General features: G+C 58.6%; 24 protein-coding genes and 4 tRNA genes. 13 read left to right on the top strand and 15 right to left on the bottom strand.

Annotated features, from left to right (window positions below):
- Positions 1 to 6: 6 nt before the first annotated feature.
- The 6 genes from rluD (at position 7) to KSS93_RS07305 (ending at position 5,126) form a co-directional block, all read left to right on the top strand.
- Positions 7 to 969: a 23S rRNA pseudouridine(1911/1915/1917) synthase RluD gene (gene rluD, locus KSS93_RS07280; RefSeq protein ID WP_217841773.1), complete on the top strand. Its 963-nt coding sequence runs from the start codon at positions 7 to 9 to the stop codon at positions 967 to 969.
- Complete coding sequence (gene pgeF / locus KSS93_RS07285; protein WP_217887723.1) at positions 966 to 1,712, top strand: peptidoglycan editing factor PgeF; 747 nt, start codon at positions 966 to 968, stop codon at positions 1,710 to 1,712. The genes rluD and pgeF overlap by 4 nt, the downstream gene beginning before the upstream one ends.
- A 220-nt stretch (positions 1,713 to 1,932) precedes the next feature.
- Positions 1,933 to 4,497, top strand: coding sequence for an ATP-dependent chaperone ClpB (gene clpB, locus KSS93_RS07290; protein ID WP_217887724.1), 2,565 nt, complete (start codon positions 1,933 to 1,935; stop codon positions 4,495 to 4,497).
- A 390-nt stretch (positions 4,498 to 4,887) separates the two neighbouring features.
- A tRNA-Asn gene (locus tag KSS93_RS07295) sits at positions 4,888 to 4,963 on the top strand.
- A 4-nt stretch (positions 4,964 to 4,967) separates the two neighbouring features.
- Positions 4,968 to 5,044: transfer RNA gene (locus KSS93_RS07300), tRNA-Pro, on the top strand.
- A gap of 6 nt (positions 5,045 to 5,050) precedes the next feature.
- Positions 5,051 to 5,126: transfer RNA gene (locus KSS93_RS07305), tRNA-Lys, on the top strand.
- A 240-nt stretch (positions 5,127 to 5,366) separates the two neighbouring features.
- Here the strand turns inward: KSS93_RS07305 and KSS93_RS07310 are convergent.
- The 3 genes from KSS93_RS07310 to KSS93_RS07320 form a co-directional block, all read right to left on the bottom strand.
- Positions 5,367 to 6,662, bottom strand: a complete 1,296-nt coding sequence (locus tag KSS93_RS07310) for an NAD(P)/FAD-dependent oxidoreductase (RefSeq protein ID WP_217887725.1) — start codon at positions 6,660 to 6,662, stop codon at positions 5,367 to 5,369.
- Positions 6,663 to 6,746: 84 nt separating this feature from the next.
- Positions 6,747 to 6,920, bottom strand: a complete 174-nt coding sequence (locus KSS93_RS07315; RefSeq protein WP_217841777.1) for a DUF3094 family protein — start codon at positions 6,918 to 6,920, stop codon at positions 6,747 to 6,749.
- A 132-nt stretch (positions 6,921 to 7,052) separates the two neighbouring features.
- Complete coding sequence (locus KSS93_RS07320; RefSeq protein WP_217841778.1) at positions 7,053 to 7,682, bottom strand: DUF1780 domain-containing protein; 630 nt, start codon at positions 7,680 to 7,682, stop codon at positions 7,053 to 7,055.
- A 118-nt stretch (positions 7,683 to 7,800) separates the two neighbouring features.
- Between KSS93_RS07320 and KSS93_RS07325 the strand changes: the two genes are divergently transcribed.
- Positions 7,801 to 8,484 carry an energy-coupling factor ABC transporter permease gene (locus tag KSS93_RS07325; RefSeq protein ID WP_217887726.1) on the top strand — a complete coding sequence of 228 codons (684 nt, stop codon included), beginning with the start codon at positions 7,801 to 7,803 and terminating at the stop codon, positions 8,482 to 8,484.
- Positions 8,485 to 8,738: 254 nt separating this feature from the next.
- Here KSS93_RS07325 and yacG read toward each other — a convergent pair whose 3' ends face one another.
- The 4 genes from yacG to KSS93_RS07345 are packed head-to-tail and all read right to left on the bottom strand — an operon-like array spanning position 8,739 to position 11,636.
- A complete protein-coding gene (yacG, locus tag KSS93_RS07330; RefSeq protein ID WP_217841780.1) occupies positions 8,739 to 8,939 on the bottom strand; it encodes a DNA gyrase inhibitor YacG in 201 nt (66 codons plus the stop codon).
- Positions 8,936 to 9,559, bottom strand: coding sequence for a dephospho-CoA kinase (gene coaE / locus KSS93_RS07335; RefSeq protein WP_217887727.1), 624 nt, complete (start codon positions 9,557 to 9,559; stop codon positions 8,936 to 8,938). The genes yacG and coaE overlap by 4 nt, the downstream gene beginning before the upstream one ends.
- Positions 9,559 to 10,425: a prepilin peptidase gene (locus KSS93_RS07340; RefSeq protein WP_217887728.1), complete on the bottom strand. Its 867-nt coding sequence runs from the start codon at positions 10,423 to 10,425 to the stop codon at positions 9,559 to 9,561. The genes coaE and KSS93_RS07340 overlap by 1 nt, the downstream gene beginning before the upstream one ends.
- Positions 10,426 to 10,427: 2 nt before the next feature.
- A complete protein-coding gene (locus KSS93_RS07345) occupies positions 10,428 to 11,636 on the bottom strand; it encodes a type II secretion system F family protein (protein WP_217887729.1) in 1,209 nt (402 codons plus the stop codon).
- A gap of 217 nt (positions 11,637 to 11,853) precedes the next feature.
- Here KSS93_RS07345 and KSS93_RS07350 point away from each other — a divergent pair, with 217 nt between their 5' ends.
- The 3 genes from KSS93_RS07350 to KSS93_RS07360 all read left to right on the top strand — a co-directional run bounded on the left by KSS93_RS07350 (position 11,854) and on the right by KSS93_RS07360 (position 12,691).
- Positions 11,854 to 12,264 (top strand): pilin, encoded by a 411-nt coding sequence (locus KSS93_RS07350; protein ID WP_217887730.1) that lies wholly within the window; start codon positions 11,854 to 11,856, stop codon positions 12,262 to 12,264.
- Between the two features lie 58 nt (positions 12,265 to 12,322).
- A tRNA-Thr gene (locus KSS93_RS07355) sits at positions 12,323 to 12,398 on the top strand.
- Positions 12,399 to 12,526: 128 nt separating this feature from the next.
- A complete protein-coding gene (locus KSS93_RS07360; RefSeq protein WP_217887731.1) occupies positions 12,527 to 12,691 on the top strand; it encodes a hypothetical protein in 165 nt (54 codons plus the stop codon).
- Positions 12,692 to 12,754: 63 nt separating this feature from the next.
- Here KSS93_RS07360 and KSS93_RS07365 read toward each other — a convergent pair whose 3' ends face one another.
- The 7 genes from KSS93_RS07365 to KSS93_RS07395 all read right to left on the bottom strand — a co-directional run bounded on the left by KSS93_RS07365 (position 12,755) and on the right by KSS93_RS07395 (position 20,121).
- Positions 12,755 to 13,015: a DUF6429 family protein gene (locus tag KSS93_RS07365; protein ID WP_217887732.1), complete on the bottom strand. Its 261-nt coding sequence runs from the start codon at positions 13,013 to 13,015 to the stop codon at positions 12,755 to 12,757.
- 67 nt (positions 13,016 to 13,082) lie between these two features.
- Positions 13,083 to 14,615, bottom strand: coding sequence for an IS66 family transposase (tnpC, locus tag KSS93_RS07370; RefSeq protein WP_217887733.1), 1,533 nt, complete (start codon positions 14,613 to 14,615; stop codon positions 13,083 to 13,085).
- Positions 14,616 to 14,789: 174 nt separating this feature from the next.
- On the bottom strand, positions 14,790 to 14,993 hold the full coding sequence (gene tnpB / locus KSS93_RS07375; protein ID WP_015372023.1) for an IS66 family insertion sequence element accessory protein TnpB: 204 nt from the start codon (positions 14,991 to 14,993) through the stop codon (positions 14,790 to 14,792).
- A gap of 281 nt (positions 14,994 to 15,274) precedes the next feature.
- Positions 15,275 to 16,447, bottom strand: a complete 1,173-nt coding sequence (locus KSS93_RS07380) for a 5'-methylthioadenosine/S-adenosylhomocysteine nucleosidase family protein (RefSeq protein WP_225917307.1) — start codon at positions 16,445 to 16,447, stop codon at positions 15,275 to 15,277.
- Between the two features lie 8 nt (positions 16,448 to 16,455).
- Positions 16,456 to 16,902: a response regulator gene (locus KSS93_RS07385; protein ID WP_225917309.1), complete on the bottom strand. Its 447-nt coding sequence runs from the start codon at positions 16,900 to 16,902 to the stop codon at positions 16,456 to 16,458.
- Positions 16,902 to 19,820, bottom strand: coding sequence for a hypothetical protein (locus tag KSS93_RS07390; protein WP_217887735.1), 2,919 nt, complete (start codon positions 19,818 to 19,820; stop codon positions 16,902 to 16,904). Before KSS93_RS07390 ends, KSS93_RS07385 begins: the two co-directional genes overlap by 1 nt.
- A complete protein-coding gene (locus tag KSS93_RS07395; protein WP_217887736.1) occupies positions 19,813 to 20,121 on the bottom strand; it encodes a hypothetical protein in 309 nt (102 codons plus the stop codon). Before KSS93_RS07395 ends, KSS93_RS07390 begins: the two co-directional genes overlap by 8 nt.
- A 669-nt stretch (positions 20,122 to 20,790) precedes the next feature.
- On the opposite strand from KSS93_RS07395, the gene KSS93_RS07400 reads away from it, so the two are divergent.
- Complete coding sequence (locus KSS93_RS07400; RefSeq protein WP_225917311.1) at positions 20,791 to 21,495, top strand: AbiV family abortive infection protein; 705 nt, start codon at positions 20,791 to 20,793, stop codon at positions 21,493 to 21,495.
- A gap of 1,107 nt (positions 21,496 to 22,602) precedes the next feature.
- Entirely contained in the window at positions 22,603 to 22,818 is a 216-nt protein-coding gene (locus tag KSS93_RS07405) for a hypothetical protein (RefSeq protein ID WP_217887737.1), read from the top strand.
- Between the two features lie 117 nt (positions 22,819 to 22,935).
- Here the strand turns inward: KSS93_RS07405 and KSS93_RS07410 are convergent, their stop codons facing one another.
- Entirely contained in the window at positions 22,936 to 24,213 is a 1,278-nt protein-coding gene (locus KSS93_RS07410; protein ID WP_217887738.1) for a peptidase MATCAP family protein, read from the bottom strand.
- Between the two features lie 364 nt (positions 24,214 to 24,577).
- Between KSS93_RS07410 and KSS93_RS07415 the strand changes: the two genes are divergently transcribed.
- Positions 24,578 to 26,191: a hypothetical protein gene (locus tag KSS93_RS07415; RefSeq protein WP_217887739.1), complete on the top strand. Its 1,614-nt coding sequence runs from the start codon at positions 24,578 to 24,580 to the stop codon at positions 26,189 to 26,191.
- Positions 26,192 to 26,197: the final 6 nt, after the last annotated feature.

Here is a 26,197-nt window from a genome sequence, read left to right on the forward strand (position 1 = left end):
TCGAGCATGTCCGAGATCATTCAACTTAGCGCAGAGGTCCCGTCCGAACTGGGCGGCCAACGCCTCGACCAAGTCGCCGCCCAACTGTTCGACGAGTACTCGCGTTCGCGCCTGTCCTCGTGGATCAAAGATGGCCGCCTGACCGTCGATGGCGCGGTACTGCGGCCGCGCGATATCGTCCACAGCGGCTCTGTTTTGGCCCTTGAAGCCGAGCAGGAAGCCCAGGGCGAATGGGTGGCTCAGGACATCGAGCTGGACATCGTCTACGAGGACGACCAGATCCTGGTGATCAACAAGCCTGCAGGGCTTGTGGTGCACCCGGCCGCCGGTCACCCCGACGGCACCCTGCTCAACGCCCTGCTGCACCACGTGCCGGACATCGTCAACGTGCCGCGCGCAGGCATTGTGCACCGCCTCGACAAGGACACCACCGGCCTGATGGTGGTGGCCAAGACCCTGCAGGCGCAGACCAACCTGGTCGACCAGCTGCAAAAACGTTCGGTCAGCCGCATCTATGAATGCATCGTGGTCGGTGTGGTGATCGCCGGCGGCAAGATCGACGCCCCGATCGGCCGCCACGGCGGTGAGCGCCAGCGCATGGCCGTTACCGACGGCGGCAAGCCTGCGGTCAGTCACTACCGCGTGCTCAAGCGCTTCCGTTCGCACACCCATGTGCGGGTCAAGCTGGAAACCGGCCGCACCCACCAGATCCGCGTGCACATGGCCCATGTCGGCTACCCGCTGGTCGGCGACCAAACCTACGGCACCCGCTTCCGCATCCCGCCGGCCGCCAGCGTGGCCATGGTCGAGGCGGTGAAAAACTTCCCGCGTCAGGCCCTGCACGCACGCTTCCTGGCACTGGACCACCCGACCACCGGCGAGCGCATGGAATGGAAATCCGAACTGCCGGATGACTTCCAGTGGCTGCTGTCGCTGCTCGACCAGGACCGCGAGAGCTTCATCGGATGAGTGAGCTGGCGCCGGCGCTGCTGTTCCCCGACTGGCCCGCCCCGGCCTCGGTCCGCGCCTGCGTCACCACCCGCGCCGGCGGCGTCAGCCTGGCGCCCTTTGATACCTTCAACCTCGGTGACCATGTGGGCGACGACCCGCTGGCGGTCGCCGAGAACCGCCGCCGCCTGAGCGCCGAATTCGACATCCAGCCCGCCTGGCTCAAGCAGGTGCACGGCGTGGTAGTGGCCGACGCCAACCCCGCCGTGGTCGTCGAAGCCGACGCCAGCTGGACTGACCAGCCCGGCATCGCCTGCACCGCCATGACCGCCGACTGCCTGCCCGCGCTGTTCTGCGACCGCGCCGGCACCCGTGTGGCCGCCGCCCACGCCGGCTGGCGCGGGCTGGCCGGTGGCGTGCTGGAAGCCACCCTCGAGCGTTTGGCCCTGCCGCCCGAAGAGGTGCTGGTGTGGCTGGGCCCGGCCATCGGCCCGCAGGCGTTCGAAGTGGGCATGGAAGTGCGCGATGCCTTCACCGCCCAGCACCCCGAGGCTTTCGCGGCCTTTATACCGGGCGAGCGCCCGGGCAAACTGCTGGCCGACATCTACCAGCTGGCGCGCATCCGTCTGGCTGCCCGTGGCGTCACCGCCGTTTACGGCGGTGGCCTGTGCACCGTCAGCGACCCGCGCTTCTTCTCCTACCGCCGCACGCCCCAGGGCGGGCGTTTCGCTTCGCTGGTTTGGCTGAATACCCCTAGCCTGTAGCGGCCTCTTCGCGGGTAAACCCGCTCCCACAGGGCCGTGAGCATCTTGTGGGAGCGGGTTTACCCGCGAATGCCCCTATGCCGATCCACCAGGCTGACCCTCGTCAACCCCGCTACGCTTGAATCTTCCAGAATCAGCCTTATCTATTTGTCATCTCAGGCAGGTTCTTCACAAAGGTGCTGTCCATCGCTCCGCCTGCCCTTTAAAGGAAGGTATCCCCATGCGAATAGACCGACTGACCAGCAAGCTGCAACTGGCGTTATCCGACTCCCAATCCCTTGCCGTTGGCATGGACCACCCGGCCATCGAGCCCCTGCACCTGCTGCAGGCGCTCATCGAGCAGCAGGGCGGTTCGATCAAGCCACTGCTGATGCAGGTGGGCTTCGACATCAACAGCCTGCGCAAGGCGTTGAGCAAAGAGCTCGACCAGTTGCCGAAAATCCAGAACCCTACCGGCGACGTCAACATGTCCCAGGACCTGGCGCGCCTGCTCAACCAGGCCGACCGCCTGGCCCAGCAGAAGGGCGACCAGTTCATCTCCAGCGAACTGGTGCTGCTCGCCGCCATGGACGAGAACAGCAAGGTCGGCAAGCTGCTGCTTGGCCAGGGCGTGAGCAAGAAGGCCCTGGAAAACGCCATCAACAACCTGCGTGGCGGCGCGGCGGTGAATGATGCCAACGCCGAAGAGTCGCGCCAGGCCCTGGACAAGTACACCGTCGACCTGACCAAGCGCGCCGAAGAAGGCAAGCTGGACCCGGTGATCGGCCGTGACGACGAAATCCGCCGCACCGTGCAGGTGCTGCAGCGCCGTACCAAGAACAACCCGGTACTGATCGGTGAGCCCGGCGTCGGTAAAACCGCCATCGCCGAAGGCCTGGCCCAGCGCATCATCAACGGCGAAGTGCCCGACGGCCTCAAAGGCAAGCGCCTGCTGGCGCTGGACATGGGCGCGCTGATTGCCGGTGCCAAGTACCGCGGCGAGTTCGAAGAGCGCCTCAAAGGCCTGCTTAACGAGCTGTCCAAGCAGGAAGGCCAGATCATCCTGTTCATCGACGAGCTGCACACCATGGTCGGCGCCGGCAAAGGCGAGGGCGCCATGGACGCCGGCAACATGCTCAAGCCGGCCCTGGCCCGTGGCGAGCTGCACTGCGTCGGCGCCACCACGTTGAACGAATACCGCCAGTTCATCGAAAAGGACGCAGCTCTGGAGCGCCGCTTCCAGAAGGTACTGGTAGAAGAGCCGAGCGAGGAAGACACCATCGCCATCCTGCGCGGCCTGAAAGAGCGCTATGAAGTGCACCACAAGGTGGCCATCACCGACGGCGCCATCATTGCCGCGGCCAAGCTCAGCCACCGCTACATCACCGACCGTCAGCTGCCGGACAAGGCCATCGACCTGATCGACGAAGCGGCCAGCCGCATCCGCATGGAGATCGACTCCAAGCCCGAAGTGCTCGACCGCCTCGACCGTCGCCTGATCCAGCTGAAGGTGGAATCCCAGGCGCTGAAGAAAGAAGAAGACGAAGCGGCCAAAAAGCGCCTGGAGAAGCTGACCGAAGAAATCGAGCGCCTCGAGCGCGAATACGCCGACCTCGAAGAAATCTGGGCCTCTGAAAAGGCCGAGGTACAAGGTTCGGCGCAGATCCAGCAAAAAATCGAGCAAGCCCGCCAAGAGCTTGAAGCCGCCCGCCGCAAAGGCGACCTCAGCCGCATGGCCGAGCTGCAGTACGGGGTCATCCCGGACCTGGAGCGCAGCCTGCAGATGGTCGACCAGCACGGCAAGAGCGAGAACCAGCTGCTGCGCAACAAGGTCACCGAGGAAGAAATCGCCGAAGTGGTGTCCAAGTGGACGGGCATCCCGGTGTCGAAAATGCTCGAAGGCGAGCGCGAGAAGCTGTTGAAGATGGAAGGCCTGCTGCACCAGCGCGTGATCGGCCAGGACGAGGCAGTCACCGCCGTGGCCAACGCCGTGCGCCGCTCCCGCGCCGGGCTGTCCGACCCCAACCGCCCGAGCGGCTCGTTCCTGTTCCTCGGCCCGACCGGCGTGGGCAAGACCGAGCTGTGCAAGGCGCTGGCCGAGTTCCTTTTCGACACCGAAGAGGCCATGGTGCGCATCGACATGTCCGAGTTCATGGAGAAACACTCCGTGGCCCGGCTGATCGGCGCCCCGCCAGGCTATGTCGGCTATGAAGAGGGCGGCTACCTGACCGAAGCCGTGCGCCGCAAGCCGTACTCGGTGGTGCTGCTGGACGAGGTGGAGAAGGCCCACCCGGATGTGTTCAACGTGCTGCTGCAAGTGCTTGAAGATGGCCGCCTGACCGACAGCCACGGCCGCACCGTCGACTTCCGCAATACGGTCATCGTGATGACCTCCAACCTGGGCTCGGCACAAATCCAGGAACTGGTCGGTGACCGCGAGGCGCAGCGTGCGGCGGTGATGGACGCCGTGGGCTCGCACTTCCGCCCCGAGTTCATCAACCGTATCGACGAGGTGGTGGTGTTCGAGCCCCTGGGCCGCGAGCAGATTGCCGGCATCACCGAGATCCAGCTTGGCCGCCTGCGCAGCCGTCTGGCCGAGCGCGAGCTGTCGCTGAGCCTGAGCCCGGAGGCCTTGGACAAGCTGATCGCCGTCGGTTACGACCCGGTGTATGGCGCACGGCCTTTGAAGCGTGCGATCCAGCGCTGGATCGAGAACCCGCTGGCGCAACTGATTCTTGGCGGTCAGTTCGTGCCTGGCGCGGCGATCACTGCACAAGTGGACGGGGACGAGATCGTCTTCGGCTGACCACAGCAGTAACAGAAAGCCCCGCAAAAGCGGGGCTTTTTCATGGGCGAAGGGGCCGTGCGTGGGAGCGGGCTTGCCCCGCGATGGCATCGGCACTGTCAACGCAAACCCCTGATTTTCCGGCTTCCAGCTAACTCGCTGAAAATTTTGAAAAAAATGCTTGCACAAAAATCAGAGTGCCCCTAATATTCGCCCCGCTGTCAGGCACTAAGCGAATCACCAGCAACACCGGTGACCGCAAAACAACTTACAAATCAGTAAGTTGAGTGAAAAAAAGTGGTTGACAAGCAAAACGAAGAATGTAGAATAGCCGGCCTCAGCAGCGACAACGCTAAAGAGTTCGAAGCTAACACAGGCTTCGAAGCTGTAAAGGTTGTACCGAAGTTCAGTTCCGCGATAGCTCAGTCGGTAGAGCAAATGACTGTTAATCATTGGGTCCCTGGTTCGAGTCCAGGTCGCGGAGCCAATCTCGGGGTGTAGCGCAGTCCGGTAGCGCGCCTGCTTTGGGAGCAGGATGTCAGGAGTTCGAATCCCCTCACCCCGACCATTTTCCGGGTCGTTAGCTCAGTTGGTAGAGCAGTTGGCTTTTAACCAATTGGTCGTAGGTTCGAATCCTACACGACCCACCATGTAAAAAGGGCATCTCGAATGAGATGCCCTTTTTCTTTTGCCTGAGTTTTATCCTCGCCCTATTCGCGGCCCATCCATGCCCGCTGTAGGAGCCGGCTTGCCGGCGACAGGGCCCGCCCAGGCAGCCCACAACAAAAAAGGGCACCCCAACCGGAATGCCCTTTTTCATTTGCCCTGCAGGTATGTGCTGGCGCTTATGGCCCCATCGCCGGCCGGCTCCTACAGGGTGTGCGTAAGCCTCAGTGCAGCTTCAGGCGCGGCTCGGTGCCGCGGCCGATCTTGCTGCCCAGCATCAGCATCGCCGTGCGGAACACGCCATACAGCGCCATCTGGTGCATGCGGTACAGCGACACATAGAACATCCGCGCCAGCCAGCCTTCCAGCTTCACGCTGCCCATCAGGTTACCCATCAGGTTGCCCACCGCCGAGAACCGCGACAGCGACACCAGCGAGCCATAATCCTTGTACTCGAAGCTCGGCAGCGGCTTGCCTTCCAGGCGCGCCTTGAGCCCCTTCACCAACAGCGAAGCCTGCTGGTGCGCGGCCTGGGCGCGTGGTGGCACGTTGCGGTCGCTACCCGGCTGCGGGCAGGCGGCGCAGTCGCCAAAGGCGAAGATATTGTCGTCCAGGGTGGTCTGCAGGGTAGGGCGTACCACCAGCTGGTTGATGCGGTTGGTCTCCAGCCCGTCGATGTCCTTCAAGAAGCCCGGCGCACGAATGCCCGCCGCCCACACCTTCAGGCTCGCCTGGATCACTTCGCCGCCGGCGGTTTTCAGGCCGTCCTCGGTCACTTCGCTGACCGCAGCGTTGGTCATCACCGTCACGCCGAGTTTTTCCAGGGTTTTGTGCACCGGCACGCTGATGCGCTCCGGCAGCGCCGGCAGTACCCGCGGGCCCGCCTCGATCAGGGTGATGTGCATGTCTTTCGGCTGGATGCGGTCCAGGCCATAGGCCGCCAGCTCATGGGCCGCGTTGTGCAACTCGGCTGCCAGCTCCACGCCAGTGGCGCCGGCACCGACGATGGCCACGCTGATCTTGCCGCTTTCCGGCGCACCGGCGTGGGCGCGCAGGTAGTGGTTGAGCAACTGCTGGTGGAAGCGCTCGGCCTGCTTGCGGCTGTCGAGGAAGATACAGTGCTGCGCCGCCCCCAGGGTGCCGAAGTCGTTGGTGTTGCTGCCCACCGCAATCACCAGGCTGTCATAGCCCAGGGTGCGCGCAGGCAGCAGCTCGCGGTCCTCTTCATCGAGGGTGGCGGCCAGCTGGATCTGCTTGCCTTCACGGTCCAGGCCACTCATGCGGCCCAGTTGGAAGTTGAAGTGGTTCCACTTGGCCTGGGCCACGTAGTTCAGTTCGTCTTCCGAGGAGTTCAGCGAGCCGGCGGCCACTTCGTGCAGCAGCGGCTTCCAGATGTGCGTCAGGTTGGCGTCGACCAGGGTGATCTCGGCCTGCTTGCGCTTGCCCAGGGTTTTACCCAGGCGGGTCGCCAGTTCCAGGCCGCCGGCGCCGCCGCCGACAATCACGATGCGATGAGTCATGGGGATATCTCACAAGTTTTACGGAATTCGTGGGCACAAGGCCCGACCGCGCACGGCACGAGGGGAGGGCGAGCGCAAGGCAGCTCATAGCACCAACCCACTCAGCAAGCGGCTCAACAGGCCCAACCCGATGGTCACGGCCACCACCAGCAACAGGAGCAGCCAAGGCCGGAAGGGCCTGCGCTCGACACGATGCTGGGGGGCACTCAGGTACTCATCGACGCGACGCTGATCTTCAGGGCTCAGGCGGCTGGTCATGGTGGGCCTCGTCAGGTAGACGTATGAGACTGCGTGCACGCCACAGCGTTCACGCAAGCACTTGAAACAAATGATAATGCTTTCTATCCCTGGCGCCGAGTGTACGCCATTGCAAACACACTCGGCAGTGGATCAAAGACTGATGCCCACATCGAACACGATGCTGCGCCCCAGGTTGCCGCGCAGAAAGTCCGGCGCATCCGGGTGGGCGAACAGCACCCGGGCGAAGGTCGGCCCCACCAGCGACAGCGAGCGCCAGCCCTGGCGCAGGTATTCGGTGGGCGGCGGGAAGTGGCTGTTGAGGTCGAGCACCTCACGCTTGAGGCTGGCGAAGGCGATGATGTCCAGCTCGCCCAGGTCCAGCCCGCGCTCGCGGTAGTTGTGCGCCTTCTTGCGCAAGGTCGGCGCCAGGCGCCCCAACAATTCCTGGGCGCTGATCCGCCGCGGCCGCGCTTCGCGGCGTACCAGCTGGCTCAGCGAGAACGCGCTGCGCCGACGCTGCAACTCTTCGCGCCATTCATCGTTGAGCCGGCGGCCCTCGTCCAGCACAAAAAACACCTCGAACGCCGCATCGCGAAACAGCACATCCGGCGGCTCTTGCCCGGCCGGGGTGAAGTCGTCGCTGCGGTACGGAATGTTCAGCCCTTGCAGCAGGCGCTGGCAGACCCAACGCTCGCGCTCCCATTTGCGCGCATTGGACAGGAATGCATTGGCTTGTTCGGCCTGGATGGTAAGCAGGCGCAAGTAGTCTGAGTCGTCCATGGGTTCAAGCTTAGTCGCTAATCCATGACGGTAAGATGCTGTTTGTGCGTAGGAATCAGCGACAGGGAATGGGTGTAGACTCAGGTTTGTCCACAAGGCAGCCAGGGGTATTCACCAGGTGATCAGCGCACAGGTATTGTCCAGCACCAGCCTCACCCTCGGCTGGCTCGGTTACCTGCCCTTGCTGGCCTGGGCCGCCAGCCGCACCCGCTGGGTCGAGCTGGTCAGCGACAGCCGCCGCCAGCACCTGCTGTTCGGCACCGTGTTCGGCCTGTTCGCGCTGTGGCTGGTGCGCCGCGACTTCGACACCGGGGTGTCCTACCACTTTCTCGGCATGACTGCCGTCACCCTGTTGCTGGACTGGCCGCTGGCCATTCTCGGTGGCTTTCTCGCCCAGCTCGGGCTGTTGCTGCTCGGCCGCCAGGACCTTGCCGCGCTGGGCGTCAACGGCCTGCTGATCGTCGGCCTGCCGGTGCTGATCACCGAAGTTTGCGCGCTGCTGGTGGAGCGTGCCCAGCCACGCAACCTGTTCGTGTACATCTTCTGCTGCGGCTTCTTCCCCGCCGCACTCACCGTGGTGCTCTGCGTGCTGGCAGCCCTCGGCCTGCTGTGGCTGGACGGCCTGTTCGCCCTGCCCGAGTGGCTGAGCGACTTCATCGGTTACCTGTGGCTGATGATGTTCCCCGAGGCGTTCATCAACGGCACGGTGATCAGCGCCCTGGTGGTGTTCTGCCCCGAATGGCTGGAAACCTTCAACCGCACCCGCTACCTGCAGGCGCCGTGGAAGGGCGACGAGCGCTGAGTCGGGATCGTAAATAGGTGGGAGCAACTGTCTTGCTCAATTTCTAAAAGCTGGTGCGGTCCCTGTGGGAGCGGGCTTGCCCGCGAACACCGGCGAAGCCGGTGCCAGACACCGCGTCGCCTGCTTCGCGGGCAAGCCCGCTCCCACAGGTACTGCGCTGCACCCTTGGTCTTCAAAACCCACGCCCCAGCTCAACAACACCAGGCAGCGTGGGAGCGGGCTTGCCCCGCGATGGCATTCAACCAGGCAAACCCTCAGTGTCGAGGCTCAAGCTCCCCCGAATACAGCTCATCCTCAGACTCCTGCGACCCTGCGATCTTGTGCTCCTCCGCAGCCCAGGCCCCCAGGTCGATCAGCTTGCAGCGGTCTGAGCAAAACGGCCGAAACGGGCTTTTGTCCCCCCATTCCACAGGCGCCCCGCAGGTCGGGCATTCAACGGTCATTGGCTGGCTCATGGCTGGCCTCCTCGCAAAGTCAGGTAAAAGTGGTGCAGGCGGTCAATCTGGTCATGCAAGGCTTGCAGGTCCCGGTCATTGACCACCACGTCATCGGCATGGCGCAGGCGCTCTTCCCGGGCCAGCTGGGCCTTGAGAATCGCCTGTACCTGTTCGGGGCTGGTGTTGTCGCGCGCCAGGGTGCGCTGCACCTGCAACTCGGCCGGCGCATCGATCACCAGAATGCGCTGGGTCTTGCGGTATTGCCCCGACTCGATCAGCAGCGGCGACACATACACCGCATAGGGCGTCTCGGCCTTGGCCAGGTAGCTGAAAATCTCCTGGCCGATCAGCGGGTGCAGCAATTGCTCCAGCCACTGGCGCTGGCCAGGGTCGGCAAATATCAGCTGGCGCAGGGCCGCGCGGTCCAGTTGCCCGTCCGCCTGCAGCACGCCGAGCCCGAAGCGCTCGACGATGCTGGCCAGGGCAGGGCGGCCCGGCTCGACGACCCAGCGCGCCGCCTGGTCGGCATCGACCAGGTGCACGCCCAGCTCGACGAAACGCTCGGCGGCGGCGCTTTTGCCGCTGCCGATGCCGCCGGTCAGGCCAAGAATCCAGGGGGTGAAGGGCGCTGTGCTCATCAGGGGCCAAGTAGTTGCAGGTAAGAGGCGACTATTTCATCACCCCAGAGCAATGCGATCCACCCCGCAATTGCCAGGTAAGGCCCAAAAGGCAGTGGCGTACCCCGCTGCGCGCGTTGCAGGCGCAGCAACACCAGCCCGATCAGCGCCCCGGCAATCGACGCGCCCATCAGCGTTACCGGCAGAATCTGCCAACCACCCCAGGCCCCGAGCATCGCCAGCAACTTGAAGTCGCCAAAGCCCATGCCCTCCTTGCCGGTCAGCAGGCGGAACACCCAGTACACCGACCACAGGCTCAGGTAGCCCGCCACCGCGCCCCACAGCGCATCGCCAAGCGGCACCAGCAGCCCGAAGGCATTCACCACCAGCCCCAGCCACAGCAACGGCAGCACCAGCACATCCGGCAGCAGTTGGTGGTCGGCATCGATCAGGCTAAGCGCCAGCAACCCCCAGGTCAGCAGCATCACCAGCAACGCCGCCAGCCCCGGCCCAAAGTGCCAAGCCACCAGCAACGACAGCAACGCGCTGCCCAGCTCCACCAGCGGGTAGCGCACGCCAATGCGCCCCTCGCACGCCGAGCAACGCCCGCGCAGCGCCAGGTAGCTCACTACCGGAATGTTCTCCCACGCCCGAATACGGTGCTGACAGTGCGGGCAGCGCGAGGCCGGCAGGCACAGGTCGAAACGCTCGTGCACGGTTTCCGGCAGCCCCAGCACCTCTTGCGCCTCGCGCTGCCACTGGCGCTCGAGCATCACCGGCAAGCGGTACGCCAGCACATTGATGAAGCTGCCCACCAGCAACCCCAGCAGCGCAGCCAGGCAATAGAAGAAGGGCGGATGGTCGACGATAACGGTCCAGGCATTCATGTTCAGATCAGGCTACCCAACTGGAAGATCGGCAAGTACATCGCCACCACTAGGCCACCAACCAGCAGCCCGAGGGTCAGCACGATGGCCGGCTCGAGCAGCGCGGTCAACTGCCCCAGCGCCTCGGCCACCTGAGTTTCGTAATGCTGCGCCGCTTTGCTCAGCATCAGGTCCAGGGTGCCGCTGGCTTCGCCCACCGCCACCAGCTGGCACAACAGCGGCGGGAACAACCCGTCCGCCTCCATCGCCTGCTGCAACCCCATTCCGTTCGCCACCCCCTGGCGCAGGCGGCGAATGGCCGCCTCGTGCAGGCTGTTGCCGCTCACCGGCGCCACTGTGCCCAGCGCATCCAGCAACGCCACCCCTGCGCCATAGGCCGTGGCCAGGCTGCGGGCAAACCGCGCTAGCGCCGCCTGCCCCAGCAAGCGCCCCAGTACCGGCACCCGCAAGGCCAGGCGCAGCATCCACAAACGCCCCGGCAGGTGCCGCCGGTACAGCTCGCGCAGCCCCACGCCCAGCAACATCAGCAGCGCCACCAGCCAGCCAAAATGCCGGCCCAGCCCTGCGGACAAGTCGATCACCCATTGGGTAAAGGCCGGCAAAGCCTGCTCGGCATTGGCAAACATCCCCTCAAAACGCGGCACCACCTCCAGCAACAGCAACGCCGCCACCCCAAGCCCGGTACTCAACAGTAGCGCCGGGTACAGCATCGCCTTGCGCACCTTCTGCCGCAGGGCCTGGCGCGTCTCCAGCATCACCGCCATCTGCTCCAGTTGCCGGTCCAGCGTGCCCGACTGCTCACCCACCCGAATCAGGTTGCAGTAAAGCCCATCAAACCACGCCGGGTGGCGCTGCAAGGCGTCGGCAAACCCCAACCCCGCCGCCACATCCTGTTTCAACCTCGCCACCAGCGCCCCCATGGCGGCATTCGCACTGCTGCGCGCCATCACTTCGAACGCCTGCAACAGCGGCACCCCCGCCGTCAAAAGCGTCGCCAGTTGCCGGCTGAACCCCGCCGCATCCGCCTTGCCCGCCCGCTGCGGCCAGCGCCAGCGCACCCCGCCCGCCGGCCGCACCCGGGTGGCGCGAATACCCTGCTGGCGCAACCACGCCTGCACGAACGCCGGGCTGCGCCCGGCCTGTTGGCCCTGTTGATAAGTACCGGATGCATTGACGCCTTCCCAGGCGTACAGGCGGGTAGAGGTGTGCATGTGCGAGTCCTTTGCAGTAGTGCGACAAGTCCCGTAACAGCTTGCCGGGCCCAACCCCGGGCGCGTTGGCGTGACGGTCACTAGAGTAGTCCAGCAACGATGACGCACCGCCGCCCAGGGGTGACAAAAGGTGTCGGTTCAGGCCTACTGCGCCGCTGCCGGCGGAGGCGCCTCGTCAGCCAGTCCGGCCTTAACGCATTGCAAAGGAATACCGTTCATGAAAGGGCAACGCGGCATCACCCTGATCGAACTGATGATCGTCGTGGCGATCATCGGCATCCTGGCGACCATCGCCATCCCGATGTACACCAACCACCAGTCCAGCGCCAAAGCCAGCGCCGCGCTGCTGGAAATCACCGCCCTGAAAACCCCGATGGACGTGCGCCTGAACAGCGGCAAGGATGTCCCCGACGTCGCAAGCCTCGGCGGCCAACCCGCCACCGCCCACTGCGCCATCACCGCCAGCGGCAACGCTGCCGCCGGCACCGCCAGCATCGTCTGCACCCTGGCCGATGCCCCGGTCAACGTACTGGGCAAAACCCTCACGCTCACCCGCACCCAGGCCGGTTGGAGCTGCGCCACCACGGTGGAGCAAGACCTTGCGCCAAACGGCTGCAAGGCACCCTGAAAGTGAGTTGAAACAGGGGTTTGCGTAACCGCCACGGCAGTGGTACGTTGCGCAACACGCCGGTGTAGCTCAGTCGGTAGAGCAGCGCACTCGTAACGCGAAGGTCGCAGGTTCGATTCCTGTCTCCGGCACCAGAATGTCGATAGTGTTCAGTTACTCTATCGGGCTGATAAACCGCCTTCGGGCGGTTTTTTGCTTTTCAGATCGGGCAAGGCGACTCGCCTGCGAGTGGCTGGTCGCTACTATGGGGGAGGAGGTGTCGATGAATCCATTCAAGTCGCATTCTGAGAAGGTCAAAAGCTCCTTCGCTGAGTTCATACGCAATGCGAAAGCTGACGAGAAGAAGCGCGTTTACACCGCCGTCCTAGTTGAAGCCGCTAAGCGACAGAACGAGATCATGGTTGCGGCCCAAGCAAAGGGCGTGTGATCAAAAGTGCTTTACACGGTAAGCGATCCATAAACCCCACCCGTTACATGAAGGACGGGGAAATCAGGTATTCGAGTCGGGCACCTGCCCCGCTTGAGTCTTTAACCCGAACAACTGGTCAGCTAGCTGTCGGCCTCGCTCCAGCCCCTCCGCCGTCAACCAGATGGATTTGTTTCTATTAACTGGATCACTGATGAAACCCCGTCCATGCAGTCGATTCATGATCTCGAAGTCAAATCCTTTCCACGCGTTACCTTTGTCGGAGCTATAGGCTGCCAACAAGGCAAGCACTGCGTCTTCAATCAGTTTTTCGTCGTATTCCATGGTCGTTACCCCGCTCTTGTCCTTCAAGCGCTTCGTAGGCCCCATCTGACCCACGATGGGGGAGCACTTAACTATGTATTTTAGGCGTGCAATTCCACGGCAGCAGCGCTTCGTAATCTTCCACGGAGAACGCCTGCGGCAGGCGTTCCAGTGCGTGGCGCAGCCACGCATAGGGCTCTTGGCCGTTGGCTTTGGCCGTCTCGACCAGGCTGTAAAGTTGCGCACTGGCCGTCGCCCCTCTGGGCGTGTCACTGAACAACCAGTTCTTTCTGCCGATGACAAACGGGCGGATCGCACGCTCGGCTGCGTTGTTGTCGATCGGTAAGCAGCCGTGCTCGATGTAGCGTTCCAACTTGCTCCAGTTGCTGGCCAAGTAGCCGATGGCCTTGCCCAAGGCATTCTGCATCGTGACCTGAGGTTGCGTTTTCTCTACCCAGCTTCTCAGCTGAGCCAGCAATGGCAGGCTGCGCTCCATGCGGGCAGCCTTACGATCTTCATCGCTGCCGTCCTTAAGGTCGCGCTCGATGCCATACAGCTTGTTGATCAAATTCAGGGCGATGTCTGCGAGCCCGGTTTTACCTTTGGGCTGCACTTTCTGCGCTTCGACGAACTTGCGGCGTGCGTGCGCCCAGCAGCCCAACCGCTCCACGCCGTCCTGTGCAGCTAGCGCGTTGTAACCGGCGTAGTCGTCGGTCATGACATAGCCGCGATAGCCATCCAACAGGCGCGTCGGCACCTCCTGCGCTCGGCTGGTGGCGTAGTCGAAAAGGATCACTGGCCGCTCAGGTGGGCCGCCGGTTTGCACCCACATCCAGGATTGGCTGCTGGGCTCACGACCCGGCTCTTTCAACACCTGCACACGCGTTTCATCACAGTGGATGATCCGACTGCTCAACAGGCTTTCGCGCATCAGATTCAGCAGCGGTTGGAAGTGCTCGCTGCATTGAATCACCCAGCGTGCCAGGGTTTGGCGCGAGATATCGATACCGTGGCGCCCCAACACTTTTTCGAAGCGATGAAGCGGTAGGCCGTCTACGTATTTGGTGGTGAGCAGCATGGCCAGCACACTCGGGCTAGCCATGCTCTTCTCGATCACCTGGGCAGGCTTGTCCGCTGTTACGGGCGCTGACTCGCAGTCGCGGCAGCCATACACCTTGCGAACATGTTTGATGACGCGAATCTGCATCGGGACGATTTCAAGCTGTTCGCTGACCTCTTCACCAATGGCATGTTTGCGGCAGCCACAAGCGCACGTCAGCTCATGCTCGGGCAGTTCGTGGACAACCTCGATACGCGGCAAATCAGCCGGCAGTGGTTTGCGTTTACCACGGCGCTTGGTCGGTGCAACGACTTCTTCGTCGCCGGCCTCATCCAAGGGTTCTGCCAGGCTTTCCGCTTCGTCGAAGAGCGGCAACTGTGGCGTCGCCGCATCGCCTGTCTGCTCGGTCTTTCGCCCGAACAGGCGCTGGCGCAACAGCGCAACTTCCTCTTCGAGATGAACGATCTTGCCCTTGTCGGACGCCCGCTCGTTGATCATCTGCTCAAGCAGTTGCTTGAGCAGAACAGGGTCGTCAGGGAGGTCTTCGGGCATGGAAATCATGCCGCGGATTATACCGAATCAGGCGACGTATCGAGGCGTCAAAACCTGATGCGGACGGTTGCGCCAGAGGTCGAAGCCGTCGAGTAGCCAGTTCAGTTCCTGAACGGTCAGTATGATGGCCACGTCAGTCGGATCGGGTGAGGTTTTGAACCGTTCGGAGTCCAGGCGTTTGAGTCAGAGGCAGAAGCCGTTGCGTTCCCAGTACAAGATCTTCACGCGGTTGCGCGGCTTGTTGAGGAAGACGAAAAGCACCGGGTCGAACACCGCCACTTTGATATCGAGTTCGACCAGCGCAGCCAGGCCATCGATGGACTTTCGGAAGTCGACGGGCTTGGGGTAGAGGTACACTTTTTCGACTTTGGCGTCGGGTCGCATCATGCTCGGCGAACTCCAGAAAGAAATCGGGAGCACAACATCGGGGATCAGGTAAGCGCTTTGAATGTGGGATTCATGGAGCGCTTACAGAGATTTGGCTCTGATGAGTCACAATTATACACCGGCCAAGATTCTTGGAGTCGAGGTGATATAAAATGTAACTAGAAAGTGGGTGTCTTAGATTTCTGATTAATAGAGGATAGAAAAATATCTATCCTCTATATTTATTGAGCGAATTTAAATAAATAACAAAATAGGCTGTGAGATAGCCCCGGCATTATTGTCTACTTGCTGTCAAGAGCAAGATAGTTTTCTAAAATCTCCACTGTTGTACGCGCTGAAAGAATGCATGCAACTCTGTGATAGTGGTCGCTCTTGCCTTTGCCTCCATCATCAACAACAGACTTGGCACTGAAAAAAACTGGTTGGCCTTGTGATATTCTCGCTGCCTCGTAGACTGCAAAAGACTCCATTTCGAAAGCTGTTGCTTTTCGGTGCTGTTCTCGTACCTCGGAAGTTTTTTCATCATCAGCAATAACGGCGCTACCGCTTGATGCCGGTGCGATTATGACCCCGAACTCAAATTCGTTTTTATCGGCGGGATATTCGTCGCGTGCTAGATTGATCCCATTTTTTATATTCTCCATAAAGCTCTTGTCGTCAAGAAGTGTTTCGATTTTTAGTCGTAGTGAGTGCGGTATTTGTACAGCATATGGTTCAAGCTCAAACCCATCCGCTCCCCATTTACCATGATCGTGCTGATGGCATGGGTCCGCGACCACTACATCATAAATTTCTGCTTTGCCGTCAATTCCAGCGCATATTCCAGACATGCATATTATTTTTGGTTTGAATCTATCAATCGCTCTGGAGCTGATAATTGCGGCGCTTACCAGGCCCATTCTGGAAAGGGTAATGACAACTCCTTTGTTAGAGCCGATTGCTAGCTCTTGACACCGGAAGCCATCGACAATTTTGATGCCTCCAAGAGTTGCTTTAGTTTCACAGAAGCCTTTGGCTTCCTTTGGAAGGGCACATATAATGACGAAGTCATAGTTTTCAGGTGGCATGCAGGATAATATCTTTTGATGTAAAGCCTCTTTCCATTCGATTCCAGACGGAAAGTAAGTGATCACAGAAACATCTAGTTGGTTTAAATCTTTGAAATTTCCTTCAGCAGCTTGATCGAAGCTCGTTAGGGCAATTGCCGGTGTTCGAGAGTTCACGCAGTCTCTGTCATGCAGAACATCAACAATCTGGACGCCTGCGTCTTGAGGTTCCGAACTCTGATCGAATAATGGGACAAGCAAGTCCAAGATTATTAAGTCGTACTTTTCACGTTGCACAGCAATCATAAAGTCTGAAAATGTAATGCAATGTGTTAGAGCTATTGAAGGAGAAACTGAAATAATTTCAGCTTCAATAGCACTTTTTTTATCTTTATCGTCTTCTAGCATTAATATTTTCATAGTGTGCTAATCACTCGTGCCATTTCTTCTTTCCAATCCTTAGAATCTTCGTTGTACATAATGCATTCTTTTACGTCGCATCCTAAATAAGATCGAATGCGCGCGGCGGCGTCTTTGATAGCAAAGAGTTTTCCACCTATCTGAATTTCAGGGTATTGAGTCACAACGATGCAGGGATCGTCTCTTTCTAAGGAGCTTAGCTCCAAAAGAACGTCTAGCCCACCTGATAGAAATGATAAAGGAGAACCTTCTCCTGATACTGCAGGATGGCTCGGTATTGCCATGTCGACCAAGATTAAGTCGTAAGTAGAATCTGTTACGGCCTCTATTGCATCTACTAAGCTTGGGGCGATTCTTATTGTCGGCTTGCTGTAAGTCGAACTAAGGAAATCCTTCAGGCTTTTCGCTTTAAAGCTGTCGTCCTCCACTATCAAGATATTCATTATACATGCTCCAACCCGTACGTGAACGATACATAAACTTTTCTATTGCGGCAGGAAACTTCACGGACTTTGAATTTTTTATCGCTTCGCTCGATTTGGTGAAGCTTTCTTATACCGCTTCGGCCCTCGCTCAAATGAGCGTTATCAATGTCATCACCCGGCTGGAGCTTAAGTCGCTCGCTTACATATTGTTCTGTTTGGTAATCTTTTATATCTGATGCGATAGTAATTTTTAGCTCCCCGGTCACGCCGTTTAGTGTCCTTGATACTAAAAATTCTTTCTCAACTTCACCCGCAGGTTGACCATGCTTCGCTGCGTTGTAAACTACAACGTAGAAGGCGTCATAAATCACATGATAAGGGCCACCCACTAGTTCTATATCATTCATTTCGTTGTAGTCGGTATTAGGGTCGAATTCAGGAAACGTTTCCTTTACCTCCGCTACAACTGCTTTGTAGAGTAGTGATAGCGAGGCTTTGGGCGAAACGCTCACTGGTCTCTTGAACCAAGTGTTCATGGTGCTAAGCTTTTCTGTAACGTTGTGCGTTATTTCTCTTACAAATTCTTTGACAAGTTCACTCGATATATTTCTCGTATAGTTACCTGCCTTGATTTCTGCAAGAAGGTCAGCGCTAATCAAATTTCCCTTCTGGCCTTTCATGTAAGAAATTATATTTTTCAAATCTACTTCTGCAAGTCTCCAGCAATACTCAGTAAGTGTAGGGATAATCGGTCTGGAGGACCTAGGGTCGAAGTAGTCTTTTATAAGGTTTTTCCCGCACGCAATGGCGATGTCGACCTTAGCTGGCGAAGAGAGTGTGGGTTTTATCAGGCCATCGCGTTTTGTAGATGATTCAATGTGGAGTCGATCTCGAATAATAATATCAATTTTGGATGCGTAAGCTCTCTTCCAGTTTTCCCAGCGGCCCAGGAAAACCGGGTCTTTAAATAGAGTATTATATTTTGGAGATGATTCAATGCCCGATACTACGGAGTACAAGTGCCCTTTAAATGTTCCGTGTCTAATGCGGCGGCCTAAATATGAGGCGACTCCAAAAATACTATTTGAACAAAAATTAGCGTAGGCGATTTCAATGAGCATTAGTAGTTGAGCATTTTCGTTTATTCCTATCGCGAAGTTATGCTCCATGCTAGCTAAAACGCTATTAAATTCCCGTAGCAGTTCGTCGTTGAACCATTCGGCGAATCGTGCGTGATCAACATATATCCTATTGTCGTCAAGTTCGTTTCTGACTCTGTTTATTTGATGGTCGATTAGTAGGGCGCGTGCTCTCCCCAAAAAGTAGTTGTCTTTTGTGTGTTCCCCCATCCATTGGTGTAGAGCGGCACGTGTCTCTGTTATTTGAGCTGACGATTTGATGATGTGAACGAGTTTTGCAATAAAGTCTTCGGTGCATAACTCGTACGTATATATGGCGACTGCGGGTGATCTCTTGGATAGCGATTCTACAAAAGATACCAGTTCAGAATTGAAGTCTTTTTTGACGATTTCCTGAAGTCGCCGCCTGAGCAAGTGATCGTCAGCTTCGTTTTTGCTCTTTCTTGCAATAAGTAAGTGATAGATTATTTTTGAAAGGGGCGTTGAAGCGAAGCTCGCCATTTTCTTTAATATTTCTGTATGATGAGTTCGCACTAGATCGTGAGTTTTTCCCATGATTGTAAATAGTGCATTTTCATCTATTTGTGATTTTCCTTCACTGATGAAGGATAAATAATTGAACATAGCTGACCTTGTAATGAGGCCCTCAAGCTCTAACTGCTGTAGGGTACTACAAGAGTGGCGCGTCATTGGTACAGGTTTGGCGAGATCATTTAAGGTTAGGCATGAGTTTGCCCATTTCGAGATCCGCTCGATAAGGCTGTCGTCTAGTACAAAGTAATCTGAAGTAGGGTCGTCGTAAAAATGGTCAATAAGCAATCGGTAGTCAGAAACTTTTGAGTTTTCTAGAAAAGCGCTTGTTCTTTTATAAAATGTCGACTCGCCGTCTTCTTTTCCAATATATGGGGTTGCTAGGTCACCTATTGATAATAATTGGGAATCCCAGATATCGAAAAGCTCACTTAGCTCGGGGCTTTGGATTATATGTTTGTTTACTTTTAATATGAGTAATGCGTCTATCAGAGAGCTCTGAAGCGAGCTTTGTATGAGGTGTGCAAGATCTTCAGTATTCTTTGCATGAGGGTGGAACGCGATTCGAGCTATGTCTCGTGTATATTTGTTTCTATTCCCCCTGCTAGCGAGGCTCATGATTGAACGTTTCAATCCGCTCCAGTCCTGGTCCTCCTTAAAACACTGAACAATCGAGCTTACAATGACGTTATTGCTGCCGAGCCCAGCACTGTCGAGCATACGCTCCACAATTGTCGTCTCGTTAATGTTTTGATGGAGGGCCTTGAGGAGTGCGGCTTTCCTCAAAAGTATTTGACTGGATCCGAATTCGTTTAAGATTTTTTGGAGAACTATGTGGGCCTGCTCATATTTACATTTAATAATTTCTCGATCAAGCAAGCTAATGCTCGCTATCAAGTCTAAAACTTTTGTTCGGTTCGCGGCGAAAAGAAGCTCTATTTGCTCTATTTGCTTGTTTGCGGGTCTTACTGAAAGCCTGTAATAGTCTTCTTTTGTCAGTGCTTCATTAGGGAATAGCGGGGGTGTGAGTTTTTCCGGGTGAAGTCTTAGTATGTCTTCGATTTTGCAGAGTATTTTCGTTGTTTTGCTTTCTCGTAGCCCGTTCAAAAGCCTAACGGCTTCCAGGCGATCCGCAGTTATAATAGCCCTGACTTGGTGGCGTGTTTTTATATCCAAAGTCTTCATTGGTGCTAAAGCTGCAGCTTGCGGAGCAAATGTTTCGAAGTCAATGCTCCATTTTTCTCTTCTCGCTATCTGATTATTCATCAAGCATACCTGCTTTGTTGTCCCATAATTTTTCGTTGAAAAATTCTCGGTGCAATAAATAATTGCTCCAGATAGTGTTCTCACATGAATTTCTGCGAAGGATATTCCCTTCGCCTACTCGGTGATTTGAGGTAGCGGCTGTTTTAAGCGATTTTTGCAAGAGAGGGTGGCGGAAACCTAGCAGCACCTGAATATGCGTTATTTCTTGGGCTGGCCCTAGCTTCGCGGACCGCTGCTTGACAGGGCGGGTTTTGATAGCGTCGGCGGGTTCTCTGTGGGATGGAGGGATAGAGCGGTCCATTCGTGTTTCCTCCTTGAGTGTCTCGTGGGATTTTCCTGTAACCCTGGCGCTTCAACCTTATGGCTCAATGATATCTATTCTGCAAAAGGAGGCAATCTTCTATACAGCTCTAGACTATGGGCCCTTTGGCCGGTGGGGGGCGAGCGGCGGCACCGTAGGGACCGATCCGCGAGACATAGCGGCTTTCACAAGTCAAGCCTTCGTAGATTGCCCATCCACTGCTTGTTACACCGTCCGCACAGCTACAACTAGTGTTACACCTCCATTGTGAAATAGGGTTTTGTAATTTTATCTATATAAATCAGAGTGTTATGCTCTTGCTAGCACTTGGAACACCTGAAACCCTCGATTTTGCCAAGGCCGGAGCCCCACGCCCTGTGCTAAGAAAAGCCGTCAGCGCGGGGCAATTGGGCCGTTCGAGCTGGGTGAGTATCAAGTATCGCTATCAGGGTGGCTGACTCGGCACAGAGGATGAAGGTGGGGGGACCCTGGCGTATTGGGCTTGATACGGGGCAGGGAACCCGCGGTTCTTTGTTAGCGGGAGGATCGCCAGCTTAGTGAACTGGTAAACAAGGTGAGCCAGGGTGAATTGTGCATTTTTCAGCACACTTGGAAGGATCCTTGCGATTGCTGCAATGATATCGGCTCTTGACTGAAGGGGGGCACCAGATGACTTCAAGGAAATTGGACGGCTACAAAGGGCGATTGGATTGCTCACAGCTCGCCGCAGGCATGACGGCAGCGCGAGCCAATGCCGCCAGACTCGCCAAAGACGCACGCCTTCTTCTGGAGGCAGAGAGCTTTGCCTCTGCAGCTTCACTGGCTGCGCTTTCGATTGAGGAGGCGGGAAAGATATCTATCCTCCGAGGGATGGCTCTGGAGCTGGAAGACGGCGCGATCAAGGCAGAGTGGAAGCGTTACCGCTCTCATACGAGTAAAAACAGCCACTGGATCTTTCCGGCCTTGGTAACTGATGGTGCAAGATCGTTGGAGGATTTTCGTCCCCTTCACGACGAAGCATCAGACCACCCGTATCTCCTAGATCAGGTGAAGCAGTTAGGCTTTTACACCGATTGTCTCGGGCAAAAAGCTAATTGGTCGATCCCTGACCAGGTGATTGACTCGGAGCTGGCTACAAGCCTAGTGGACACAGCAGAGCTTCTCAGCCGGGGTGAGCCAGTGACAGAACGTGAGCTTGAACTGTGGGTTTTATACCTTGGGCCTGTGTGGAAGAAGGATATGGACGCTATGAAAGCAGCGCTTGGAGCCTGGTACCGTGCTATGCAGGAAGAAGGGCTCACTGCGAAGGGCCCCAACAGCATGGCTGCTTTCTTAGCGGGTGGCCTGCACCCGTGTGAAGCTGAGGTGACTTGAGCTTTAGGGATACGTTTAGGGATACGTTCTCTTCTGTGAAAGACCAAAGGTCAATATTTACAGGGTACGGTAGCCATCATTCGATTCCTGTCTCCGCCATGTCTGGATCCTCGAAATGCTTGGCGAGGCGCTGGTGCAACACGACGAACTACTGGAATTCGAACACAACCCGCACCTGAGTTTCGCAATACGTCGGGCATCCATCAGGCGATCCGCGCCATCAGCCGCTTGGCCGGTGAGCAGATCGGCAAGCTGGAAAAGGTGAAGGGGAATTGAGCTGAACCACCTGTGAGGCGAGGGCCGCTTTGCGGCCCATCGCGGGGCTCAATCGCAAAAGTCTGGGTGATGGGGCTTTGTCCTCACAGCCGTTAACGAGTTCTTTACTGGTTGGAGAGTGCTACGTTTTCGAGCTTTCCACTCACTGAGTCCCTTCGCAGTTTCGGGTGTTTCTGCACATTTTTCTGCGCACAAGTTGTCCCGGCGGAGGCCAATTAAATCGGGGCCTGTGCCATCTTGCTGAGTTCGAAAAAAACGCCGCTTTTGCACATTTTTTTTGCAGATGACTCTCGGCACCCGAGGTCCTCGTCCCGGTTATTGCGCAGAGCGACAGCACCGCGGTAGCGTTTATCGCAGCGTCAGCTAGGTAAGTTTTTTCCTTCAAGATTTCGGGAAACTTCCACCCTGTGCAGCTGTTGCATGGCGAACCTACCAGGGATAAATTCAGCCAGTCGCAGCAAAACCCGCGACCAGGTGTAGGAACCTGCTGGTAAACTTGGCGCTCGCACTAGGCGTCCCCAATCACTCTTAGCTCGCGTTTTTTCGCGTGCTGCGGTGTGTCATGGCGGCTGTGTGTGGGCAGGCTTCGGCCTGGCCGGGTTCCAAGTTTCCCGGTATTCCTACCCCATGCACAGCTGCCACCCAATCCCGTAGGAAGGATCGTGGTAGCTCTAAACTCAAAACTTGGAGTCTCATGCATGCTTACTCGCATCCTGAGCCGGATCCTCGCATCCGCTCTCCGCCGCCCATCCCCCGCGGCCCGCAAACCCCATCGCTTCTACCTGATCGACAGCCATTCCCTGGCCACCCGCGCCAACCAGGAGGCCCGTCATGACTGACCAAGACCGCCTGTCCCTGATCCAGAGCCATGTCTGGACCCTCGAACTGCTCGGCGAAGCGCTGGTGCAACACGATGAGCTACTGGAGTGCGAACACAACCCGCACCTGAGTTTCCGCAACACGTCGGGCATCCATCAGGCGATCCGCACCATCAGCCGCTTGGCCGGCGAGCAGATTGGCAAACTCGGAACGGTGAAGGAGGAATGAGCTGAAAAGCCTGTGTGGCGGGGGCCGCTATGCGGCCCATCGCGGGGCAAGCCCGCTCCTACACAGTTGGCGGTCGGCAGTAAATCCATTGGCCCGGTAGCCAGCAAGGCTCAACCCTCACCGCGCACTAGCATTCACCTCATGCTCATCCGCAAACGCCATAAACAATGGCAAATCGAGCCCGTCCAACTTGATCTGCGAAATAAACGCCGAAAACGCAAGGTTGGCCGCCAGCCTGCGCATATCACTGGCCCAGGCCGGCACATAGGTCGGCGCCTTGAGCCAACCGGTTTCAAACAGCGGCGCCAGGCGCAGGGTGTCGGCCAGGCTCAGGCGCCCGGCAAACAAATGGCTCAGCAGCTCCGGGCGGTTGTCGCGCACCGCCACCCGCAGCAGGGTATGCACCCCCAGCAGCCCGGTCAGGTAGGCGGCGTCCTTGGTAAAGGCCGAGCCGCCGCGCAGGTCGGCGCCGCGGAACACCCGCTGGGTCGAGCGGAACGACTCCTCCTGCGACTGGCCGGCCTGCACAAACCCTTCGAACACCTGGATAAAGTCGGCGCCATCCAGCGCCTGCTGCACCGCCAGCACACGCAGGGCGATGCGCCGCAGGCGGTTGATGTCCATGCTGCCGGTGAACATCTCGGCCAGGGTGGCGATGCCTTCCTGGGTCTGGGTGGTGCGCGGCGCGCCCAGGCCCAGGCACTTGAGGTTGGGCTGGCGGGCGCCGTTCTGCGCGGTGGCCACATGCACAAAGGCTTCGTGCTGCAGCAGCTGTTGCTTGTCCAGCTCGCTGAACAGCGCGCTGGCGCGCAGGCGGATGCGGCTGCTGCCGGCAATCGCCTTGGCCGCCAGGGCCGGGTCCAGGGCAATGCTCACCTGGCCTGTGCCGAAAAAGCGGTCCAGCTCGGGCTGCAGCCAGGCGGCGAAGTCTTCGGCGGGGATGTTCGCCTCGCTCGGTGGTATTTGCCCGCCGCCCAGCAGGGCGTCGGTGGTCTTCAAAAAGAACCGCGCGGCATCGAGCATGCTCAGGTTTTGCCGGGGGTAGAGAAAGTCCGGGCGCCGGTACAGCGCCGACGAATAGCGGGCAAAGGCCGGCGTGCCGATGGCCCCGAGCATGCGCCCGGCGGTGGCATAGCTGCGCGCGGTGGCGGCCAGGTAATGCCCGGCCGGGTGGCCTTGGTCGCACTGCCCGATGAAGGTCTCCAGGGCGGCGATGTCGTCGCGGTGATCGCGGGGTTGCTGGGCCACCTTCGGCAACTGCGGTTTGCCGGCGCGCCACTGGGCGAGGAACACCGGCTCGATGTCATCCGGCCAGGCCAGGGCTTCGAGGACACGGACCTTGCGCGCCAGTTTGGGCAGGGCGGCGTCGAGTTCGGCGAGGGTGCTGGCACTCATGGACGGCTTCCTTGAGGGGCTGGTCAGCGTCGCAGAAAGCATAGCGCGAACACCGGCAAAGCCGTTGCCAGGGGCATGCCGGGGTGCACCGTGGCGGTCACCTGTGCAGGCGAGGGTGGCGCCTCTTCGCCGCGGCTTGTGACAGCAATATGAACGAAAACAACGGGTTGTTCAGGCCTGCCGGTTTCATGCAAAACAACTTGTCCGATCGTCATACAAAACCGCTTTCAATTGCGTTACGCTCCGGCGAAGTGGCTATAGGCCATTACTCAGCGAACGCAAGGAACGCGGGCAATGAAAGCAGGCTGCCCGGGGCCCTTGCAGTGCCCACCCAGGAATCGAGGCAGCCAGCTATATGGACAACATGGATAAATCCACCAAGGCGTTGAAAGATTTCGATATCGCATTGTCGCTGAACCAGAGGGCGATCAGCTGCCAGCTCCAGAGTGCCTGGGAAGTCTGGGGCGAGACCGCCCCCGGTGGGCGGCTTGCCCTGAACGTCAACCCGCTCAACTCCAGGGGCCTGCCATCTTCCACGCGCCTTGTCGCCGAGATGGAGCCGCCAACGTTGTCGTTCAGCCGCACCAATACGGCGCCCAACGAGGTGATCACTTCCATCGAATTGCTCGGCGGCACCCTCAATTACCTGAGCGATGGTGATAGCGTCGAAGTGCCCATTCACAAGTACGTATTGTCCCTGCGTTCGTTCCTTGAAAAGCGCACGGTCAGCTGGAAGCAGCTCTACGCGCACGATGAGGAATGCGCCGACGGCGTGCTCGAGCACCTGCAGGCCTACCAGTTGGCCGAAGGGCAGTTCTCCATCGAATGCCTGTTCCTCACCCTCACCAACAAAGGCACCTTGTTGCTCCCCCAGGTGGCGTTGCCGGCCGGCGCCACCCTGTCGCCCGAGGCGCGCGGCAAGCTGGCCGAATGCATCGAAACCTGGGCCACGGTCAGTGGCATCAATGGTGCCAACGGCCTGCTGCTCAGTGCTTCGGTGGTCCCGCGCCATGTAAAGCGCGAGCCAAGCGTGTCCATGGCCGACTACGCCTTCCGGCTCAACAAGGCTGAAGTCCCGGGCGTCGATGAAGATCGCTCCAACACCCTCGACTACCTGGGGGTCGCTGTCGGGGGCCGGGAGCTGCCTGGCGCAGGTGCCGGGCTGGCGGCCCTGTGCGAAAAGCAGGGTATCTGGCCCAGCTACCACAAGGCCGATGCCAAGGGTGGCCTGTTTGCCGGGGTGATGGTGCTGCGCAAGGACTTGTACATCGACCACCTGCGCAACGGCCTGAGCGCCGCGCTGAAGCGTGAAATCGACCGGATGGCAGCCGAAAATGCCGCCAGCCCGAAGGGCCGGCTGGCGCATCCCGAACTGGACTTCCTCGAAGAACTGCGCTTCGTGCGTGACGGTGACTCGTTGTTCCTGCAAGGGAGCAAGACCTACCGCTGGACCGACAACGAACTCAAGCTGGTGCTGGACAAGCAACTGAAGCTTGAGATCAAGCTGGTCCAGGGCAAGGTGGCCGCGATCGACGGCCTGCTCTACAGCCACCTTGACCGCGACCGCACCACGTCATGGGACGTGCACTCGGGCGCCAAGGCCACCCGCAAGTCCAAGATCGGCGGCACCATGACCTTGCACACTGACGGCGAGGCGGCCCGTTGCTCGGTGGCGCCCAAGTTCCAGCTTTCCTTCACCCACCTGGTCGGCAGTAAAGATGACGTCGGCGATATCAGCGGCTTCGTGCAGTTCTTCACCCGCATCAACAACGATTGGGATGTGAAGATCGCCGGCGACTGGCTGGGCGCATCGCGCGACGCGATCATCGCCATGCTCCAGGGCGTGTTCAGCAAGGTCGAGGTAGACATGAACAACTTCGCGTTCGTGCTTCCAGGCGAAGACACCTTTACCTTCCGCCACCCGGAGCTGAACCAGTTCCTGGACCTGACCGTCGACGTGAACTACCGGGAAGCCTGAGCCAGG

It is taken from the genome of Pseudomonas xanthosomatis, assembly GCF_019139835.1.
GTDB lineage: Bacteria > Pseudomonadota > Gammaproteobacteria > Pseudomonadales > Pseudomonadaceae > Aquipseudomonas > Aquipseudomonas fakonensis.

Bases quoted from the DNA above. Each gene is read 5' to 3' on its own strand.
- KSS93_RS07350 (WP_217887730.1), top strand. From the start codon at position 11,854: ATGAAAGGGCAACGCGGCATCACCCTGATCGAACTGATGATCGTCGTG.
- KSS93_RS07315 (WP_217841777.1), bottom strand. From the start codon at position 6,920: ATGACCAGCCGCCTGAGCCCTGAAGATCAGCGTCGCGTCGATGAGTAC.
- KSS93_RS07395 (WP_217887736.1), bottom strand. From the start codon at position 20,121: ATGGACCGCTCTATCCCTCCATCCCACAGAGAACCCGCCGACGCTATC.
- KSS93_RS07385 (WP_225917309.1), bottom strand. From the start codon at position 16,902: ATGAATATCTTGATAGTGGAGGACGACAGCTTTAAAGCGAAAAGCCTG.
- yacG (WP_217841780.1), bottom strand. From the start codon at position 8,939: ATGAGCCAGCCAATGACCGTTGAATGCCCGACCTGCGGGGCGCCTGTG.
- KSS93_RS07400 (WP_225917311.1), top strand. From the start codon at position 20,791: ATGACTTCAAGGAAATTGGACGGCTACAAAGGGCGATTGGATTGCTCA.
- KSS93_RS07345 (WP_217887729.1), bottom strand. From the start codon at position 11,636: ATGCACACCTCTACCCGCCTGTACGCCTGGGAAGGCGTCAATGCATCC.
- coaE (WP_217887727.1), bottom strand. From the start codon at position 9,559: ATGAGCACAGCGCCCTTCACCCCCTGGATTCTTGGCCTGACCGGCGGC.
- KSS93_RS07380 (WP_225917307.1), bottom strand. From the start codon at position 16,447: ATGCTAGAAGACGATAAAGATAAAAAAAGTGCTATTGAAGCTGAAATT.
- tnpB (WP_015372023.1), bottom strand. From the start codon at position 14,993: ATGATGCGACCCGACGCCAAAGTCGAAAAAGTGTACCTCTACCCCAAG.
- KSS93_RS07410 (WP_217887738.1), bottom strand. From the start codon at position 24,213: ATGAGTGCCAGCACCCTCGCCGAACTCGACGCCGCCCTGCCCAAACTG.
- KSS93_RS07365 (WP_217887732.1), bottom strand. From the start codon at position 13,015: ATGGAATACGACGAAAAACTGATTGAAGACGCAGTGCTTGCCTTGTTG.
- KSS93_RS07320 (WP_217841778.1), bottom strand. From the start codon at position 7,682: ATGGACGACTCAGACTACTTGCGCCTGCTTACCATCCAGGCCGAACAA.
- rluD (WP_217841773.1), top strand. From the start codon at position 7: ATGTCCGAGATCATTCAACTTAGCGCAGAGGTCCCGTCCGAACTGGGC.
- KSS93_RS07415 (WP_217887739.1), top strand. From the start codon at position 24,578: ATGGATAAATCCACCAAGGCGTTGAAAGATTTCGATATCGCATTGTCG.
- KSS93_RS07310 (WP_217887725.1), bottom strand. From the start codon at position 6,662: ATGACTCATCGCATCGTGATTGTCGGCGGCGGCGCCGGCGGCCTGGAA.
- tnpC (WP_217887733.1), bottom strand. From the start codon at position 14,615: ATGATTTCCATGCCCGAAGACCTCCCTGACGACCCTGTTCTGCTCAAG.
- pgeF (WP_217887723.1), top strand. From the start codon at position 966: ATGAGTGAGCTGGCGCCGGCGCTGCTGTTCCCCGACTGGCCCGCCCCG.
- clpB (WP_217887724.1), top strand. From the start codon at position 1,933: ATGCGAATAGACCGACTGACCAGCAAGCTGCAACTGGCGTTATCCGAC.
- KSS93_RS07405 (WP_217887737.1), top strand. From the start codon at position 22,603: ATGACTGACCAAGACCGCCTGTCCCTGATCCAGAGCCATGTCTGGACC.
- KSS93_RS07360 (WP_217887731.1), top strand. From the start codon at position 12,527: ATGAATCCATTCAAGTCGCATTCTGAGAAGGTCAAAAGCTCCTTCGCT.
- KSS93_RS07340 (WP_217887728.1), bottom strand. From the start codon at position 10,425: ATGAATGCCTGGACCGTTATCGTCGACCATCCGCCCTTCTTCTATTGC.
- KSS93_RS07390 (WP_217887735.1), bottom strand. From the start codon at position 19,820: ATGAATAATCAGATAGCGAGAAGAGAAAAATGGAGCATTGACTTCGAA.